The sequence below is a fragment of the Enterocloster clostridioformis genome (assembly GCF_020297485.1).
Classification (GTDB): Bacteria; Bacillota; Clostridia; order Lachnospirales; family Lachnospiraceae; genus Enterocloster; species Enterocloster clostridioformis.
This window is the reverse complement of sequence record NZ_JAIWZC010000001.1, coordinates 208,591-226,786: the sequence shown is the minus strand read 5'-3', so window position 1 is coordinate 226,786 and position 18,196 is coordinate 208,591. Positions and strand designations below refer to the sequence as shown.

The window sequence follows — 18,196 nt, the reverse complement described above, 5'->3', positions numbered from 1 at the left end:
CCTTTCCCGGTACACTTAATCCTGCCTGCCGATGATGGCCTTCATCTCTTCAATCAATCCCTCGGACCACATGGCCTTAATTTGCGGGTCCTCATAAAATGCCTGGCCTGCTGCCTTGAAATCCTCCGGCGTCAATTCACTTACTGTTACGCCCGCTTCCTTTAAAGCCTCCAGCGCTTCCTCATCCGCCTTTTCCAGCTGCTGGCTGTTGAATACACCGGCCTGGTCTCCGCACTCCATCAGAATATTCTGCTGCTGCTCTGTCAGTGTATGGAAGTAATCCGCTCCCATAATCCAGCAGGTCATATCATATGTATGGGCATCCAGCACCAGATTTTTGGCCACCTCCTGGTATGCGCCGTTTAAAATGACCGGAAGAGGGTTCTCGGCCCCGTCTATGGTTCCCTGCTGCAGCGCCGTGTAGATATCGCTCATAGCCATAGGCGTGGGCGTTGCTCCCAGGGACTCAAACACTTTGATCAGTATGGTCTGATTCGGAACGCGGATTTTCCTGCCCTTTAAATCACTGACCGCATTCACCGGTTTTTTTGTGATGGTATGGCGGATTCCGTATCTCCATGTGGTCAATATCTTCAATCCCACATTCTGTTCCAGTTCCTCTGCCTTGCCGTCAAACCAGTCACTATTCACCACCTTGTCCAGGTCCTCCCATCCCTCAAACAGATATGGGGCAAAGAGAACGCCAAAGTCCTGGATTCCCCTGTCCTGGAAAAACGGACCGTTGGCCAGAGTGACCACGCAGTCCCCGTTCACAGCCTGGTCAATGATATTGTCCTTGCTTCCCAGCTGGCTGGAAGGATACAGTTCCACTCTCATGGTCCCCCCGCTCCGTTCCTCCACCAGTCTCTTCCACTCACGGCAGGCCAGGTCAATGGGTTCCCCCGGATTGTTCTCATAGCCAATCATGATACGGACTTTCTTGCCGCTGTTCTCTGCTGTCTGACCGCTGTCCCTCTGGCTGCCGCAGCCTGCCAGGGATACGGCCAGTGTGCAGCTTACCAGTAATGCCAGTATCTTCTTCATTTCTTCCCCTCCTGAATTTTTATTCCCGTGGCACAGCCACCGGATTCATGTTTCCTCGTCTTTAATACCCTTATTATATCGTTGGGGCAGGTGTTTTGTACATTCACTCTCATTCCTTTTTCTTTTAAAATTTTTCCCCCGCAGAATAAAAATAAAATAGACGAATCAAAATACGCAAAAAAAGACCGTTTCCTGTACCGTGATTGTAAGGAAACGGTCTGTCTCATCTCTGTGCCCTCTCTGCGGGCATCACACGTTCAGGCAGCTCCCGCCGATGAACTCCCTGAGAATGGAATTCTTGGGAATATCCTCGCTGCTGACGCCGATAAAATAATCCAGGAACTTAAGGAGCCGCTTAGCCTCCAGCCACTCCTCGCTGTCCCTTGGAATGGCGAAGAGCAGAGGCTGGGCGTACTGCTTCAGCACGGCCAGCTCATAGACAAGGGCGGAATTGAACATGGCGTCCGCCTCCTCCTGGAAGGGGAAGATGTTCTCCTCCTCGCCCCTGCGCACAGAAGGCCACATGCGGATAGTCTCCCGGGCCGAGGAGCCTCTTGTCCTGGCATCCCGCACCATTCTTCTCAGAAGCCGCCCGTCCGTGGTGGGAATGCGGTTATGCTCATCGATGTTGAGCTGTGTCAGGGCGCTGATGTAAATTTTAAATTTGCTGTCTGCCGGAAGGGTGTAGGAAAGCCTGTCGTTCAGGCAATGGATTCCCTCTATGACCAGTATGTCTCCCTCCCCCAGCTGAAGGAAATTCCCCTTATACTCCCTGACCCCCTTTTTAAAGTTATAGTAGGGAAGCTCCACCCGCTTTCCCTCCAAAAGGCCGGTCATATCCCGGTTAAACAGCTCCACATCCAGACATTCCAGAATCTCATAGTTGTAATTGCCGTGTTCATCCCTGGGGCTGTCCACACGGTTCACAAAATAATTGTCCACCGCAATGGGATGGGGCTTTAAGCCGATGGCCTCCAGCTGGACTGACAGACGATGGGAAAATGTGGTCTTGCCGGATGAGGACGGTCCCGCAATCATGACAAAGCGGGCGTTCTTCCTGGCTGCTATCTGCGCTGCAATCTCTGCAATCTTCTTCTCCTGAAGGGCTTCCTGTATCAAAATCAGGTGGGACATGTCCCCCTTTGCAATCCTGTCATTCAGGGCGCCTACTGTCTCCAGATCCATCCGCCTGCCCCACTCCGTGGATTCAGACAGGGTGGCGAACAGCTTATCGCTGGGCGCGAACTTGTGAAGGATGTCCGGCGTATTCCTGTCAGGCATCACCATCACAAACCCGTAGTGGTAAGGAATCAGGTCAAAATGCTTGATGTAGCCTGTATTCTGCACCATGTACCCGTAATAGTAGTCCTCAAACCCGTCAATGCTGTAGATATTGACCCTGGATACCATGCGGTACCGGAACAGCCTGGCCTTGTCATACATCCCCAGCTTCTCAAAGAGCTCGATGGCATCGTCCGTGGACACGCTGCGCTTCATAATGGGAATCTTCCGCTCCACGTACTCCCTCATCTTAGCCTTTACCGCGTCCAGGAATTCCTGGTCCAGGACAAAATTCCCCCTGGCTTCCACAAAGAATCCCCGTCCGATGGAAAAATCAATCATCAGCTTTTCCACATTGCCAGGTCCCGCCACGCTGTAGAATGCCTTCAGCATCATAAGAGACGCGCTTCTCTGGTAGGCGGACATTCCCGGCTTATCCTTTGCGGTGACAAAGGACAGCTCGCAGTCCTTTACCTGTTTATGCAGCTCCTGGAGCTTTCCGTTTACCCGTACCAGCAGGATGTCATATTCATACCCCTTCTGGTGCTCCCGGACTACCTCCATCCACGTGGTCCCCTCCGGGTATTCCTTTGTGATGCCGTGTATCTTAACCTGTGCCATTCCACTTACCTCCCTCATTTTCAAGAATCCGGTTCTCCTGTCACACAATCACGGCGGGCCACTGAGGCGGCGCCTGCTCCAGTTCAACCCGGCTTCCCAGATTCTTCCTGAGAAACTCAGCCATATACGGGATAAAAATACGCTCCAGCCCATAGTGGCCTCCGTCGATAATGGCCATGTTCCTGGCCGCCGCGTCTATCCCCTGATGGTGGCTGATGTCCCCTGTCACAAGGACCTGGGCTCCCCAGGCCAGCGCCCCCTCAATTTCGCTTCCCCCCGCACCGGGGCATACGGATATACGTGAAACCTTCTGTTCCATAAGCTCATCCCCGTATACAAGGGCAAAGGGAAGGCCGAACACATCCTTTACATGGGCCGCCAGCTCCCTTACGGTCACTTCCTCCTTTAAGACTCCGCTCTTGCCGATGCCGTAGGAAACAGCGCCCTCCGGGCCATCCATCTCCCCCAGCGCCTCCAGAGGAACGCAGTCAGACAGGCCCAGCCGTTTTGCGGCCAAATCAGCCATACAGCCGGGAGCGGCATCAAAGTTGGTATGCATGGCATAATAGGAAATATCTTCCTGTATCAGCTTCACCAGCCTTCTGGTGATAAAGTTCTGGTCATTTACCTTCTTGATGGCCTTGAATATCAGGGGATGATGGGTCAAAAGCATATCCGCCCCTGAAGCCGCAGCAGCCTCCACCACCTTGTCCGTGGCATCCAGGGCAATGTATATCTTTCTTACTTCCTTATCGCTTCTGCCTGCCAGAAGGCCGGGATTATCCCAGTCACAGGCGCAGTCTTCCGGCGCCAGTTTCCTGCATACTTCCATGATTTCACTGCATTTCATCTTGTGCCTCCTTAATCCAGGACAGTTCCTTCTGCCTGCTTATTCTGGCCTCCGCCCTGGTCTCTGTGTCGGTAATCCCCTCTTTTTCCTGAAGGGATTCCAGGATTTTCTCTATTCTGAGCGTCTCCCTGTCCAGATATTCCCTTAAGGTAATGTCCTTCTTACCAATCAGGAGCCTTCCGTAGAGATAATGGGCCTGGCTTTCATATTCCATAAAGCCCCTTTTCACGCTCATCACCGTATAATACTTTCCCTCGTCCTTTACCATGGCTTCGTCCTCAATGGCAAAACCATGTCCGGCCAGATAACGCCTTACCTTATCCAAATCCGACTGGGGCGAAAGGATATACTGTTTTACGCTGTCCCACACATGACGGCCCTCGTCCAGGATTTTTATGATCAGCTCCCCGCCCATGCCTGCTATGATGACCGTGTCGGCCTCGCCGGGCTTAAGCTCCTTCAGGCCGTCGCTGAGCCTTGTCTTGATGGGAACCGCCGGAAAATCCTGTCTGCGGGCCCTCTCCCACGCCTGGTATTCCCTTACATGGGCCTGGGCCCTCTCCAGGGGACCGTATCTTACGTCCATGGCCAGGGCAGAGGAAATCCGTCCTGTCTGAGCCAGGTACACAGGTATATAGCCGTGGTCCGTACCCACATCGGCAATGCGGCTTCCCTGTCTCACAAACCCGGCTACGGTCAAAAGACGGGCCGACAGCTTTACGGTTCCCGCCTGTTCTCTTTTATCTCTTGTCTCTAACTTGTCACTATTCATCCAGATAATCCTTTAACTTTTTACTTCTGCTGGGATGGCGCAGCTTGCGCAGGGCCTTTGCCTCAATCTGGCGTATCCTCTCCCTCGTCACATTAAACTGCTTTCCCACTTCCTCCAGGGTCCTGGGACGTCCGTCGTCCAGGCCGAACCGAAGGCGCAGCACCTTCTGTTCCCGCTCTGTCAGTGTCAGCAGAACTTCCATCAGCTGTTCATGGAGAAGGGTGAAGGCTGCCGCGTCCTGAGGCACCAGCACATTGTCATCCTGTATAAAGTCTCCCAGGTGGCTGTCCTCCTCCTCGCCGATGGGCGTCTCTAAGGACACCGGCTCCTGGGACATCTTCATGATTTCAGATACCCGCTCCACCGGCAGGTCCAGCCTGGCCGCAATCTCCTCTGTGGTGGGCTCCCTTCCCAGCTCCTGCAGAAGCTGGCGGGAGGTGCGCACCAGGCGGTTGATGGTTTCCACCATATGAACCGGAATCCGTATGGTTCTGGCCTGGTCCGCAATAGCCCTGGTAATGGCCTGGCGGATCCACCATGTGGCATAGGTGCTGAACTTATACCCCTTGGTATAATCAAATTTCTCCACTGCCTTGATAAGCCCCAGGTTTCCTTCCTGAATCAGGTCTAAAAACTGCATTCCCCTGCCCACATACCGCTTTGCAATGCTGACCACCAGGCGCAGGTTGGACTCTGCCAGGCGTTTCCTGGCTTCCGGGTCGCCGAGCTCCATCTTCTTGGCCAGCTCCACCTCATCCTCCATGCCCAGGAGAGGAATCTTCCCAATCTCCTTCAGATACATGCGCACAGGATCCTCCAGGCTGACGCCCTCGGGAACCGACAGGTCCAGGTGCTCCATATCTATTTCTTCCTCTTCATCCAGTTCCATTTCCTCCTCGATAAAAAGGTCCGGGTCCAGCTCATCCTCTGTCCCCATGCGGATGACGTCCACCTTATTCTGGTCCAGGAACTCAAACAGCCTGTCCAACTGGTTGGCGGCAGGGGGCTCCTGACCAAAATAATTCATGACCTCCTGGTATTCCAATACATTTTTCTTTTTCTTGGCTTCCTCCAGAAGTCCTGCCAGTTTCTCCTCAAACACGTCCGTCCCTTCCATAATTTGGTCCATCCTTCCTATGAAATGCTGTCAATCCAGGGAGATGTGCAGCTGCTTTAAGGCTGCCTGCTGCCTGATAATCTCCTGTAACTGGGTTATATCCTTTGCATTGCGGCTGGCCACATCCAGGCTGTTCTTTCTGACCTTCATCACAGTCTCCGAAAATGCCTTCTTTTGTTCTTCATTGTTCAGGGATTCCTTTAAACTGGCGTTAAACAGGGCCGCCACCTCCTTGTACTGGTCCTCATCGTTAATGAACCGGCTGAGTATGGCCGCGGGGTTTAAATTTCCCTCCCTGTGTCCGTCAAATACCAACTGTGCCACCTGATGGTACAAATCCTCCACAAAATCATCTGCCGTTATGACGCCCTCTATCTTCTCAAACAGGGCCGGGGTCTCTATAAGCCAGGTAAGAAGCAGTCTCTGGGAACGGCGGATTCCATCCTCCTTATCCGGCCGCCTGGGTTTGCGGCTGCCGCCAGATCCGCTTCTGGGGAATACCTCCTCCTCTGCCTCCTGGGGAACCACCCGGCCGGAATGGCTCAGGCTTTCACCTGCCTTAAGCCCCATGGACATGCCCATACGGTTGACCAGACCTCTCAGCTCGTCCGCCGGAATCATCTGCTCCCTGGCCACTGCCTGGAGATAATTTTCCCGCTCCAGGGCCTCGCCAAACTGGAGAAGCTTTCTCGCTGTCTCCTGGTAGAACCTGGTCTTCTGCTCCGGATCATCCATCTCATACCCCCGCCGCAGTACATCCACCTCAAAGAGAAAGCTGTTTTTGGCCTCCTTAATCCGCTGGCGGAATGCCTCTGCCCCCATGTTCTTGATGAACTCGTCCGGGTCCTTATAGGGTTTCATGTTCAGTACCTTAATGGACATCCCCACTTCCTTTAAAATAGGAATGGCCCTCAACGCCGCCTTCACCCCGGCTCCGTCGCTGTCATAGGTAAGGATTACCTGGTCCGTGTACCGTTTCAGCACATTGGCGTGCTGGCTGGTAAAGGCAGTGCCCAGGGATGCCACCGCGTTGGTAAACCCTGCCTGGTGCAGGGATATGACGTCCAGGTACCCTTCACAAATCAGTAGATATCCTTCCCTGGAAAGCCTGGCATAATTCAGGCCGTAGAGATTGCGGCTCTTGTCAAAGAGTTTTGTCTCCGGGGAATTCAGGTATTTGGGTTCCCCATCCCCCATGACACGGCCTCCAAATCCAATGACGCGGTTGTTCACATCCATAATGGGAAACATGACGCGGTTCCAGAACTTGTCCCTTCCGCCCCGTTCCTCCAGCGTCACCAGGCCGGTATCCTTAAGGAAACTGTCCTCGTAACCCTTTCCCTTCAGGTAGCGGTACAGATCATCGCTGGTCTTATTGGAATAGCCCAGGCCGAAATGGACGATGGTCTCATCCGCCAGTCCCCTCTTAAGGTGGAAATAATCATAGGCCGGCTTTCCCTGGGGCTGTTTCATCTGGTAATAGAAATAATTCGCCGCCAGCTTGTTCACTTCCAGAAGCCTGGCCCTCAGCTCCGCCTGCTCTCTGGCCTCGCGGCCGTACTCCATCTTCGGCAGGTTCACTCCGGCCCTGTCTGCCAGGGACGAAAGCGCCTCCTGGAAGGTATAATTTTCATATTCCATCAGAAAGGTGATGACATTTCCCCCTGCCCCGCAGCCAAAGCAGTAATACATCTGCTTTCCCGGCGATACGGAAAAGGACGGGGATTTCTCATTGTGGAAAGGGCACAGGCCGAAATAGTTAGCCCCCTTTTTCTGCAGTTTCACATATCCTGAAATCACGTCCACGATGTCATTCTTCATTCTCACTTCTTCTATGACTTCATCGGGATAGTACATGCAATAATCTCCCTTCTGTATCTTTTAATGCCGGCTGTCCGAACACAGCCGGATTGTCAGTACACGTTCCACCGCTTTGGAACGAATAATTCCTCAAACTGGTCAATGGCATAGATATCGCTCATACCGGCAATGTAGTCGCACACCACCCGGGACTTCTTCTCCCCCTTGTTGACCATGAGAAGCACATACTCCACCGGCAGCTTATCCACATGTCCCATATAATACTCATAGAGCTGGGTAATCATGTTCTGGGCCTTTCCCTCCTCCGCCTTGGGTATATCGTTCTTGTATACATTGTCAAACATCCATTTGCGCAAACCCTGCATGGCCTCCTCCATCCCCTCCGACATGGTTATGGCAGGTTTGTCCATGCTGTTCAGTATGATGTCGTGAATCATGTTGTTGAGACGTTCCCGGACACTGTGGCCCAGCACATCGGTATACACCCTGGGCAGCTCGTGCTCCGTGAACATCCTGGCCCGGATGGCGTCGTCTATGTCGTGATTAATATAGGCAATCTTATCCGACAGCCGGACAATGGCGCCCTCCAGGGTGGACGGATGGCCGGAGGTCCTGTGGTTGCGTATGCCGTCCCGCACCTCCCAGGTCAGGTTCAGTCCTCTCCCGTCCTTTTCCAGCACCTCCACAATACGGACACTCTGCTCATAGTGGGTGAAGCCGTCCTCGCATATCTTATTCAGTATGTATTCGCCGGAATGGCCGAAGGGCGTGTGCCCCAGATCATGGCCCAGGGCAATGGCCTCTGTCAGGCTCTCATTGAGCCGCAGAGTTTTGGCTATGGTACGGGCTATCTGGGACACCTCCAGGGTGTGGGTGAGCCTGGTCCTGTAATGGTCCCCTTCGGGAGCCAGAAACACCTGTGTCTTATGCTTCAGCCGTCTAAATGCCTTGGAGTGCAGGATGCGGTCCCTGTCCCGCTGGTACTCAGGCCGCATATCGCACAGCTGCTCCGGCTTGTCCCGTCCCCTGGTCCTGCTGCTAAGGGACGCATAGGGGCTCATGTACGATTCTTCCAATGCTTCCAGTGACTCCCTGATATTCATCCATCCACTCCCTATCTCTATTATTATATTGCCGGATTCCTGTTTTTACTACAAAAATTTCAAATATTGCGTAAGCAAAAGAGCATCAGACCGGTAAACAGCTGCCTAATGCTCACATTATATCATAAATTCTAACTATTTCCTAGAGGATGTGACGCAGGTCATGTAAGCCGGGTATCTAAGCTGGTCTTATAAACATCCCTACACCGGCAGACTGTCCCTCACACAAAGAGTCCCATACCCCAGCCTCTCATTGGGCCACACATCATACCCCGGCAGGTGCCTGGCCCCTCTGGTAAAATACGCCTTTACCTTCTCCCCGTAAAGGAAGGGGTCGTTTCCCTGCAAAATTCCCCACTGCATCAGCAGGGCCGCGCTGCCCGTGACAAAGGGGGCTGCAAAGGAGGTTCCCGTCACTGCCTCGTATCCGCCTCCCCGCCTGGCTGTGACAATATCCACTCCCGGAGCTGCCAGATCCGGTTTTACCTGCTGCGTCTGGCGGGTGAAACCGCGGCCGGAAAAATCCGCGTAGGCGCGGTAAGAATCATCGTAAGCCCCCACGGATATCACATTGGCAGCAGTGGAGGGAATGGTCAGGGTGGTCTCCGGCACCGGCCTTAAAAAGCGGGTGGACGGGTTTAAAATCCCCCTGGAAGGCAGCCACATATCGTAGCGCCCGGTCACAATCCGCTCCGGCGTCAGGCGGAAGGTCCAGATTCCGCTGTCCAGATAATCCCTCACAGGCAGGAAATCAAAGTATACCTCCTGGGCCCGGCTGAAGGGACTGGGCTTGCCGTAATAAATCAGGATCCGCGTTCCCCCGTAGCGCAGGGTCTGGGGGCCCAGCCGGCTGTCGATAGGCCCGATGACCTCCCCTGACGGCGTGACCAGGCGGATGGAAAACTGGTCCACATAGGACTTCCACAGCTGCACTCCCATTCCCGTCTCATAGGGCGCGATGGACAGCTGCGCATTTTCCTCCTGTCCCATGACCAGACTTCCTGCCCTGTGTCCTGCCCCGGTTCCCTCGTTTCCTGTGCCGGCCACGATAACGTTTCTGCCAATGTTCGACATGTCGTTGATGAAGGTCTCCAGCAGACTGGTCCCGTCATGGGATCCATAGGTATTTCCAAAGCTTATGTTCACAGCCAGGGGCCGGTTCATATCCCGGGCCCGCCGGACCACCAGGTCCAGAGCCTTCATTAACTGGGTGGTCCGCGGAAAGCTGTCCGTCAGGGGCGTTCCCAGTTTCACCACCATGAGCTCGCTCTCATAGGCCACGCCCCGGTAAACACCGTTTCCCTCCCTGCCGTTTCCGGCCGCAATGGCTGCCACCGCTGTCCCGTGGCCGCTGGGGTCTGTGGAAGGCACCAGCTCCAGGGCAGATGACCGGCTCCCTGTTTCCAGGGCAGCGTTGATCTCCTCCCTGGTATAAATCCGGTCCCTGTCCTGGTCCGCCAGCAGCCCGATGCGGGTGGTTCCGTCCGGGTTCCTGAAATCCGGATGAAAGTAATCAATGCCTGAATCAATGACTGCCACCAGCACGCCTCTTCCCGTGAGACCGGATTCCAGGCCGCTTATAACGCCTGCTCCCGCTCCCACGCCTCCTGTTCCTGACCCGCTGCTGGTCTGAATCGTGCTTAGACAGGAGGCTGCCCTTGCCATGTTGCTGGCAAAGAACAGCCTCTTTGGTTTCTCGATGTATACAATTTGCTCCATGGCGCTGACCTGATCTATCCGGCTCTCCGGCACCACCAGGACCGCGTATCCGGCAGCCAGCTCATCCACCCGGATACCCTCGTTCCGAAGGGCCTCAAGTGAGCCATTGTACCTGACTATGAGCTCCCATGTCTTCTCCTCAGGGTCATACCCCACATTCAGGTTCACTGATTTCAGCCGTTCCTCCTCCGTGGCATCCAGGGCCAGGTTCAGCAGATTTTCCCGTTTCTGATTTTCCATATGGGCGCACCTCCTCTACCTATATGTGTATTCCTATCCCCACACAATAGAATAAATACCGGCAAATCCCGTCAAGGTCACAGACGCAACCAGAATCGGGGTGAGAAAACGAATGCAGAATATCCACAGCTTCTTAAGCTTGAAGGTGACCCCGTTTTTCTCCACCTCGTCCACCAGATACTGGGGTTCCCATTTCCAGCCGATAAAATAGCACATGGCCAGGCCGCCAAAGGGAAGGAGGATGTTGTCCGTCACCATTCCCACAAAGTCGAATACACTGTAATTGAGTATGGTCACATTCCCCAGAGTGCCGAAGGACAGAGCGCTGGGAACCCCTGTCAGGAAAATAAGGAGGCCCAGGATGACCGTAGCCTTTTTCCTTGTCCACTTAAGGCTGTCCACTGCAAAGGAAACCACCACCTCCAGCAGGGCAATGGCGCTGGTCACGGCAGCAAACAGCACCAGTGCAAAGAACAGGATTGCAAAGACCGACCCTCCTTTAATGGAGGCAAACACCTTGGGAAGGGTGCCGAATATAAGGCCCGGCCCCTGTCCCGGCTCCAGCCCAAAGGAAAACACCGCCGGAAAGATGGCTATACCTGCCATCAATGCAATGATGGTGTCCAGTCCCGCCACGCTGGCGCAGCTTTTTGGAATATTTTCCTTATCTCCCAGATAGCTTCCGTAGGTAATGGTAATTCCCATACAGAGGCTCAGGGAATAAAATACCTGACCCAGGGCCGCGCTGACCGCCTTCATGTTAAAGGCCGCGCTGCTGGGAATAAAAATGAATTTGAGGCCCAGGACAGCGTCAGGCAGGGTCACGCTTCTCACAATAATTACAATCAGCAGCACAAACAGCAGGGGCATCATGATTCTGCTGACATTCTCGATACCGCTGATGCCGTGATAGCAGACAGCGGTTGTCATGAAGAGGAAGAGGAAATGCCAGAACACAGGCTCCGCCGGCGCGCTGATAAATGCCTCAAAATCCTCCGGAGCGTGGAAGGTGGTTCCATAGCTTACAATATACTTGATGATCCAGCCTCCGATGACACTGTAGTAGGACAGAATCAGAAATGCCGCCGCCACTCCAAACACCCCTGCAATCCTGGCATTGGGGTGGATATCCCCGTATGCCAGCACGGGATCGTGGCGGGTCTTTCTGCCCAGTGACATCTCCAGCATCATCACCGGTACGCCCAGAATGCAGATAAAGAATAAATATACCGCCAGGAAGGATGCTCCTCCGTTTCGTCCCATGAGATAGGGAAACTTCCACAGATTTCCCAGTCCTATGGCCGCCCCTGCGGTTGCCATGATAAATCCAAGTTTACTTGCCCATTGATTCTTAGTCTTCATACCAGTACCTTTCCATGTCTTTTTTTAATGAATATGAATATCAGCCCGCTGACTCCCATGAGGATGGGATAAAAGCAGTAGGGAATGATTTCAAAGGGAGTCAGGCCTGTCAGGCCGGCCGCGGCCAGAAGCTGGGCGCCGTAAGGAATCAGTCCCTGTCCCATGGAGCTGAACATGTCCAGGAGGGACGCGGAACGCCTGGGCGTCACGCCGAAGTCAGCGCTGATTTCTTTTGCAATGGGGCCAGCCATGACAATGGCCACCGTATTATTGGCCGTACACATGTCCACCAGAAGAGCCAGGGCTGCGATTCCCAGCTCTCCTCCCCTTTCCCCGTTGATTCTTTTTTTGATGAAGGAAAGAATGAAGGCAATCCCTCCGTACTCCTTTACCAGGGCCACGATGCAGGCCACGATCACGGATATCACCGTGATATCATACATTCCCGTGATTCCCTCTCCCACATGGGTGAACATTTCCCCCACCCCGAAGGCGCCTGTAGCCACTCCGGCTATCAGGCTCAGCACCGTGCCGGTCATGAGGACCAGAAATACGTTCACTCCTGCCAGGGCGCCTGCCAGCACCACCAAATAGGGCATCACCCGTAACAGGCTGTAGTCAAGGCTGCCCTGTATCTGGAACGAGGCATCCTTTCCCAGGACCAGGAACAAAAGGATCGTGACAATGGCTGCCGGCAGCACGATGAGAAAATTCTCCCTGAACTTGTCCTTCATCTCACATCCCTGTGTCTTTACCGCTGCTATGGTGGTGTCGGATATCATGGACAGGTTGTCTCCGAACATGGCCCCGCCCACCACGGCGCCTGCGCAGACCGCCATGGAAAATCCGGTTTTCTGGCTGATTCCCACCGCAATGGGAGCCAGGGCTGTGATGGTGCCCACCGAGGTTCCCATGGATATGGATATGAAGCACCCAATGAGAAACAGTCCTGCCACAGCCACGTTGGAGGGCAGGATGGAAAGTCCCAGATTAACTGTGGAGTCCACACCGCCGGCCGCCTTCACAGCTCCTGTAAAGGCGCCTGCTGCCAGGAATATGAGGCACATGGTGATGATATTTTCATCCCCTACGCCCTGTGCGGCCAGCTTTATCTTTTCCGAAAAGCCAAGCTCCCGGTTCTGCACAAGGGCCGCCAGAAGCGCAATCAAAAAGGCCACAATGGCCGGCATACTGTAAAAGTCTCCGGTAATGAACCCGGAGCCCAAGAAAATCAACAGAAATATCAGAATAGGCAGAAGGGCCGCTGCCCTTCCCTCACGATCTTCCCCCATGTTTTTGTCCCCCTGTATCATATGCTGCGTACCGCCCGTATCATATACACCGGTACATACGCAAGCTGCGGCCTGTTGGGCCGCAGCAGCTTTATCCATGTTCAATTGTTCTATATACTATTTTAAGAAGCCGTTGACAATCTGGGCTTCCGCCTCTTCCTCTGTAAGACCCAGGGTCATAAGCTTCACAATCTGCTCCCCCGCAATCTTGCCTATGGCTGCCTCGTGAATCAGGGCCGCGTCAATGTTGTTGGCAATCAGTCCCGGAATGGCAAAAATCTTGGCATCATCCATGATGATGGCGTCACACTCCGTATGTCCGCTGCACTTGGCGTTGCCCACGATTTTGGAATTGAAGGTCTGCTTTGAGGTATCCTTGGCAACGGAACGTGACACCACATCCGCGCTGGAATCCTCTCCGTTCAGATTCACGATGTAAGTACTCTCTGCATTCTGGCTGCCGTGGGTCAAAAGGCGTTCCCGCACTATAAGCTTGGCTCCCGCGGCAAGCTCAGCGGAGTTGGTCCTGTTGGTGGAATCCACACCCTCAATCTGGACCATCTCCATCTCCATGTAGCTGTTTTCCTCCATGTAGACTTCCGTGCCCGGATTCAGGATGCGCTTGCCGTTGCCGTCACCCTCGCCGTAATGCTTCTCCACATATTTGACCTTTGCATTCTTTCCCACAAAGAAGCGGTGGATTCCGTCATGCTCTGAATCCTGGTCCCCGCAGTTATGAATGCCGCAGCCTGCCACGATGACCACATCCGAGTCCTCACCGATGAAGAAATCGTTATAGACCATCTCCTTTAAACCGCTGGCGCTGACCACCACGGGGATGTGTACGCTTTCGTTTCTGGTGCCGGGTTTGATGCGGATGTCGATTCCCGGCTTATCCGTCTTTGTTACAATGTCTATGTTGGCCGTGGTATTGCGGCCGGCTGTCTGGCCGTTGGCCCTTATATTATAGGCCCCTGCCGGAACACCGTGAAGGTCGGCCACTTCCTCTAATATTCTCTCCTGGATGCTGTCTGCCATATCGCTCACTCCTCCCCTCACTGCGCTGTCTCGTAAAATTTACTGCAGGCGTCCACCGCGGACGCAGTTCCCATGATCTGAGGCATGATTTCATCCCTGGTGCCCTGGTTCACCACCTTGCCGTCTGCAATCACCACAATCTCATCCGCAATATTTAGAATCCGTTCCTGATGGGATATAATCAGGATGGAACCATTGGTGTTCTGTCTCATGCGCTCAAACACCTGAATCAGGTTCTGGAAACTCCACAGATCAATGCCTGCCTCAGGCTCGTCAAATACGGAAAGCTTGGAAGCCCTGGCAATGACAGTGGCAATCTCGATTCTCTTGAGCTCACCGCCGGACAGGCTGGCGTTGACCTCACGGTTGATATAGTCCTTGGCGCAGAGCCCCACCTCGGCCAGGTATTGACAGGCTTCCGACACCGTCAGCTTCTTCCTGGCTGCCAGACGGAGCAGATCGATTACCTGCACACCCTTAAAGCGGACAGGCTGCTGGAGCGCAAAGCTGATTCCCAGGTTGGCCCTGTCCGTGATGCTCATATCTGTTATATCCTGCCCGTCAAAGAGGACGCGTCCTCCTGTGGGGCGTTCAATTCCCATGATTAGTTTAGCCGTAGTGGACTTGCCGCCGCCGTTAGGGCCTGTTATGACCACAAACTTGCCGTCGCCCACTGTAAAGCTTATATCTTTGATGATACCTATTTCTCCCTTTTCATCATTTACGTCAAAGGAGAGATTCTCTAATGTAAGCATGATGTTCCTTCCTCTCTTCTTTTCTCTCACACACTGTACTGCTTATTTTAAGCCACAACTTACAGTATATACCATTTTCTACTAAATTACTATCAAAACTTTACCTCTTATGGTGGGATTTGTCTGTTGCAAATGCATCAGAAACAACCGGACTGCAAAAAATACCGGAAACGCAAAAACAGGAAGCCATTCAGCTTCCTGTTCCATGAACCAGTGCAGAAGATGGGAGTCGAACCCACAAGGTATTACTACCACACGGACCTGAACCGTGCGCGTCTGCCAATTCCGCCACTTCTGCGTTACGCTGCTCTCGCAAGCAACGTAGGTTATTATAAAGGATGATTTATGATTTGTCAATCATTTTTCGGCAATATTTTTCAAAAAATACATTCATTGGAAGAGGTCTTGAAAAATAGTGGCCCTGACCCGACTCGCAGCCCATTTTCCAAAGCATCTCAAGCTCCCCGGCGGGATGATTCTTCCGTCCTCATGCTGCCGGCGCACCAGTGCCTCTGCACCGATGAGCCCCAAATCATTCAGTCCCACCTTGGGCTGAAGATAAACCTTGAATTCCCCGTGCTTCAACGCGTACTCCATACGGTTTATGATTTCATTATCCCGGTAGCTGCCGAAGCGGGCAATCAAATCGCCTTCCCGGCAGGGCTGTGGTGCAGGGCGCCGGTTCTGTTTCAAGGTATTATCAGCCGTCTTATGCCCTGAGTTCGATACCCAGCCCGCTTAATCCGTTGAGTATCTTATTCATCACAGACGTGACTTCCTTTTCCTCCAGGGTGTGGTCCTTGGCCCGGAAGGTAATGGAATATGCCACGGACTTGTGGCCTGCCAGTACCTGCGCTCCCTCGTACACATCAAAGAGCTTGTAGCTTTCCAGGACCTTTCCTCCCCTCTGCTCAATCACATCCTCAATCTGTCCCACCAGGATATCCTTCGGCACCACCATACTGATATCCCTGGTCACAGCCGGGAACCTGGCTATACCGGTATACTTGCGGTCAAAGGTGGTGAACTCCATAATGGACGGCATATCAATGACGGCAATGTAAGCCCTGTCGCCAATCTTATAGTTATCAGCCACATCCGGGTGCACCTCGCCCAGGAAGCCTACCACCGTGCCGTCATACAGAATGTCGGCCTTTCTTCCGGGATGAAGGTAAGGATGCTCTGCACCGGGGTCATAATGAGGCTTTTTATGCATTCCGGCCTTTTCAAAGAACTCTTCCACCACGCCCTTCATGGTGAAGAAATCGCCGTCCCCGTACATTCCCAGGGTAAACTGCATGCGCTCGTCAGGAAGCTCTGTCAGAGGCAGGGACTTGGGACGGTACACATTGGCCAGCTCGTACAGGCGCACATTCTTGTTGCGGCGGTTGTAGTTAGTGGACAGTGAGGTCAGCATACCGTTTAAGGATGTGGTGCGCATGACGCTGAAATCCTCTCCCAGTGGATTGGATATCTCCACTGTTTTCCTCAGGGCGCTGTCCTCAGGAATCAGCATCCTGTCAAATACCCTGGGGCTCTCAAAGGAATAGGTCATGCCCTGGGAAAATCCGCAGAACTCTGCTATCTCCCTGGCTACCTCCTCTATCTGAAGCTTGTAGGAAAGCTTTCCTGTGGTGGCTTCGCCGGAGGGCAGTGTGGTGGGGATCTTGTCGTAGCCGTAGAACCTGGCCACCTCCTCAGCCAAATCAGCCATGCGCTCCAGGTCCTGACGCCAGGTAGGCGCAATCACCTCTTTTGTCTCAGGGTCATAGCCCAGTTCAATGGTCTCAAAGTAGGAAAGCATGGTTTCCTCCGGTATTTCCGTGCCTAAAAGCCTGTTGATTTTGACAGAGTCAAAGGGAATCCGCTTGCTAGTTCTCTTCTCAGGATAGAGGTCGATGATGCCGCCCACAACCTCTCCCGCACCCAGCTCCTCTATGAGCTGGCAGGCCCGGTTTACTGCTTCCTCCGCCGTATTGGGATCCAGCCCCTTCTCGTATTTTCCGGAAGCATCCGTGCGCAGCCCCGCCTTTTTGGCTGACAGACGGATATTGGTGCCGTTGAAGCAGGCTGACTCAAATACCATGGTCCGTACATTGTCCGTGATTTTTGAATTCTCTCCGCCCATGATGCCGGCGATTCCCACCTCCTTTTCCCCGTCATTGATCATGAGGATGGTGGAATCCAGCTTTCTCTCCTGTCCATCCAGGGTCTGGAACACATCCCCGTCCTTAGCGCATTTCACCACGATTTCGTGGCCTGCCAGCTGGTCATAGTCAAAGGCGTGCATGGGCTGCCCATACTCTTCCATGACATAGTTGGTGATATCCACAATATTATTGATGGGGCGGATACCACTGGCTGCCAGGCGGCGCTGCATCCACCGGGGAGAAGGGGCAAGCTTTATATTCTTTACCATCCTGGCGCAGTAACGGGGACACAGTTCGCTGTTCTCCACCCGCACATTCAGGTAGTCGTGGATGTCCTCACCGTTGCCCGTTGGCGTGACCACCGGTGCGTGGAAGGACTTTCTAAAGGTGGCCGCGGCCTCTCTGGCTATGCCAATCACACTGTAGCAGTCAACGCGGTTGGATGTGATTTCATACTCGAACACCACGTCCCGCAGACCCATGATTTCCACTGCGTCGGAGCCGGGCACGCTGTCCCCCGGAAGGATGTAAATGCCGCTCTCCGGAGCGTCCGGGTACATATCCCTGCTGGCTCCCAGTTCCTCCACGGAACACATCATGCCGCAGGACTCCACGCCTCTTAACTTGCCCTGCTTAATCCTGATTCCTTCCTCAGGAAGGTCGCCTCCGTCATGGCCTCCTGCCACGCGGCCGCCGTCCAGCACCACTGGCACCTTTTCGCCTATGGATTTCTCCGTGATATTGGGGGCGCCTGTGACAATCTGCACCGGCTCTCCCTCTCCCACGTTAACCTGGCATACCACAAGTTTATCTGCATCCGGATGGCCCTTAACCTCAAGAATCTCTCCGACAACGATTTTTTCCAGGTTCTTATCCAGACATGTATAACCTTCTACCTTTGTTCCTGTGAGCGTCATGGCATCCGTGTATTCCTGGGCCGTGACATCCAAATCAGGGACATATGCTTTTATCCATGATAATGCTGTGTTCATGTGTTCTCTCTCCTTCTATGCTATGAATGTTTATCAGGG

At 53.6% G+C, this 18,196-nt stretch carries 15 protein-coding genes and 1 tRNA gene; all 16 read right to left on the bottom strand.

Annotated elements, in window-relative coordinates; all coding sequences use genetic code 11:
• Positions 1–15: 15 nt before the first annotated feature.
• Positions 16–1,044 carry a C4-dicarboxylate TRAP transporter substrate-binding protein gene (locus tag LA360_RS00995; protein WP_002587690.1) on the bottom strand — a complete coding sequence of 343 codons (1,029 nt, stop codon included), beginning with the start codon at positions 1,042–1,044 and terminating at the stop codon, positions 16–18.
• Complete coding sequence (locus LA360_RS00990) at positions 1,041–1,271, bottom strand: hypothetical protein (protein ID WP_112481856.1); 231 nt, start codon at positions 1,269–1,271, stop codon at positions 1,041–1,043. Before LA360_RS00990 ends, LA360_RS00995 begins: the two co-directional genes overlap by 4 nt.
• Positions 1,272–1,293: 22 nt before the next feature.
• Positions 1,294–2,946 carry a nucleoside kinase gene (locus tag LA360_RS00985; RefSeq protein ID WP_022201728.1) on the bottom strand — a complete coding sequence of 551 codons (1,653 nt, stop codon included), beginning with the start codon at positions 2,944–2,946 and terminating at the stop codon, positions 1,294–1,296.
• 40 nt (positions 2,947–2,986) lie between these two features.
• Positions 2,987–3,796 (bottom strand): Nif3-like dinuclear metal center hexameric protein, encoded by an 810-nt coding sequence (locus tag LA360_RS00980; protein WP_022201729.1) that lies wholly within the window; start codon positions 3,794–3,796, stop codon positions 2,987–2,989.
• Positions 3,783–4,568, bottom strand: coding sequence for a tRNA (adenine(22)-N(1))-methyltransferase (locus LA360_RS00975; protein WP_089776500.1), 786 nt, complete (start codon positions 4,566–4,568; stop codon positions 3,783–3,785). Before LA360_RS00975 ends, LA360_RS00980 begins: the two co-directional genes overlap by 14 nt.
• Complete coding sequence (gene rpoD, locus LA360_RS00970) at positions 4,561–5,685, bottom strand: RNA polymerase sigma factor RpoD (protein WP_002587686.1); 1,125 nt, start codon at positions 5,683–5,685, stop codon at positions 4,561–4,563. The genes LA360_RS00975 and rpoD overlap by 8 nt, the downstream gene beginning before the upstream one ends.
• Positions 5,686–5,715: 30 nt before the next feature.
• Positions 5,716–7,542: a DNA primase gene (dnaG, locus tag LA360_RS00965; RefSeq protein WP_022202728.1), complete on the bottom strand. Its 1,827-nt coding sequence runs from the start codon at positions 7,540–7,542 to the stop codon at positions 5,716–5,718.
• A 56-nt stretch (positions 7,543–7,598) separates the two neighbouring features.
• The gene (locus LA360_RS00960; RefSeq protein WP_002575001.1) at positions 7,599–8,609 is read right to left on the bottom strand and encodes a deoxyguanosinetriphosphate triphosphohydrolase; all 1,011 of its coding nucleotides are present in this window, start codon (positions 8,607–8,609) and stop codon (positions 7,599–7,601) included.
• A 201-nt stretch (positions 8,610–8,810) separates the two neighbouring features.
• On the bottom strand, positions 8,811–10,568 hold the full coding sequence (locus LA360_RS00955; RefSeq protein ID WP_022202729.1) for a S8 family peptidase: 1,758 nt from the start codon (positions 10,566–10,568) through the stop codon (positions 8,811–8,813).
• Positions 10,569–10,601: 33 nt separating this feature from the next.
• Entirely contained in the window at positions 10,602–11,930 is a 1,329-nt protein-coding gene (locus LA360_RS00950; protein WP_022202730.1) for a sodium-dependent transporter, read from the bottom strand.
• Positions 11,927–13,222, bottom strand: a complete 1,296-nt coding sequence (locus LA360_RS00945) for a Na+/H+ antiporter NhaC family protein (RefSeq protein WP_057571849.1) — start codon at positions 13,220–13,222, stop codon at positions 11,927–11,929. Before LA360_RS00945 ends, LA360_RS00950 begins: the two co-directional genes overlap by 4 nt.
• A gap of 117 nt (positions 13,223–13,339) precedes the next feature.
• On the bottom strand, positions 13,340–14,260 hold the full coding sequence (locus tag LA360_RS00940) for a SufB/SufD family protein (protein WP_022202732.1): 921 nt from the start codon (positions 14,258–14,260) through the stop codon (positions 13,340–13,342).
• A gap of 17 nt (positions 14,261–14,277) precedes the next feature.
• Complete coding sequence (locus tag LA360_RS00935; protein ID WP_022202733.1) at positions 14,278–15,015, bottom strand: ABC transporter ATP-binding protein; 738 nt, start codon at positions 15,013–15,015, stop codon at positions 14,278–14,280.
• 214 nt (positions 15,016–15,229) lie between these two features.
• Positions 15,230–15,313: transfer RNA gene (locus LA360_RS00930), tRNA-Leu, on the bottom strand.
• Between the two features lie 92 nt (positions 15,314–15,405).
• Positions 15,406–15,708, bottom strand: coding sequence for an EAL domain-containing protein (locus tag LA360_RS31765; RefSeq protein WP_225537254.1), 303 nt, complete (start codon positions 15,706–15,708; stop codon positions 15,406–15,408).
• Positions 15,709–15,724: 16 nt separating this feature from the next.
• Positions 15,725–18,157: a phenylalanine--tRNA ligase subunit beta gene (gene pheT / locus LA360_RS00920; protein WP_057571840.1), complete on the bottom strand. Its 2,433-nt coding sequence runs from the start codon at positions 18,155–18,157 to the stop codon at positions 15,725–15,727.
• Positions 18,158–18,196 lie beyond the last annotated feature (39 nt).

Bases quoted from the DNA above. Each gene is read 5' to 3' on its own strand.
- pheT (WP_057571840.1), bottom strand. From the start codon at position 18,157: ATGAACACAGCATTATCATGGATAAAAGCATATGTCCCTGATTTGGAT.
- LA360_RS00995 (WP_002587690.1), bottom strand. From the start codon at position 1,044: ATGAAGAAGATACTGGCATTACTGGTAAGCTGCACACTGGCCGTATCC.
- LA360_RS00945 (WP_057571849.1), bottom strand. From the start codon at position 13,222: ATGGGGGAAGATCGTGAGGGAAGGGCAGCGGCCCTTCTGCCTATTCTG.
- dnaG (WP_022202728.1), bottom strand. From the start codon at position 7,542: ATGTACTATCCCGATGAAGTCATAGAAGAAGTGAGAATGAAGAATGAC.
- LA360_RS00990 (WP_112481856.1), bottom strand. From the start codon at position 1,271: ATGAGACAGACCGTTTCCTTACAATCACGGTACAGGAAACGGTCTTTT.
- LA360_RS00955 (WP_022202729.1), bottom strand. From the start codon at position 10,568: ATGGAAAATCAGAAACGGGAAAATCTGCTGAACCTGGCCCTGGATGCC.
- LA360_RS00960 (WP_002575001.1), bottom strand. From the start codon at position 8,609: ATGAATATCAGGGAGTCACTGGAAGCATTGGAAGAATCGTACATGAGC.
- LA360_RS00975 (WP_089776500.1), bottom strand. From the start codon at position 4,568: ATGAATAGTGACAAGTTAGAGACAAGAGATAAAAGAGAACAGGCGGGA.
- LA360_RS00935 (WP_022202733.1), bottom strand. From the start codon at position 15,015: ATGCTTACATTAGAGAATCTCTCCTTTGACGTAAATGATGAAAAGGGA.
- rpoD (WP_002587686.1), bottom strand. From the start codon at position 5,685: ATGGAAGGGACGGACGTGTTTGAGGAGAAACTGGCAGGACTTCTGGAG.
- LA360_RS00985 (WP_022201728.1), bottom strand. From the start codon at position 2,946: ATGGCACAGGTTAAGATACACGGCATCACAAAGGAATACCCGGAGGGG.
- LA360_RS00950 (WP_022202730.1), bottom strand. From the start codon at position 11,930: ATGAAGACTAAGAATCAATGGGCAAGTAAACTTGGATTTATCATGGCA.
- LA360_RS00940 (WP_022202732.1), bottom strand. From the start codon at position 14,260: ATGGCAGACAGCATCCAGGAGAGAATATTAGAGGAAGTGGCCGACCTT.
- LA360_RS00980 (WP_022201729.1), bottom strand. From the start codon at position 3,796: ATGAAATGCAGTGAAATCATGGAAGTATGCAGGAAACTGGCGCCGGAA.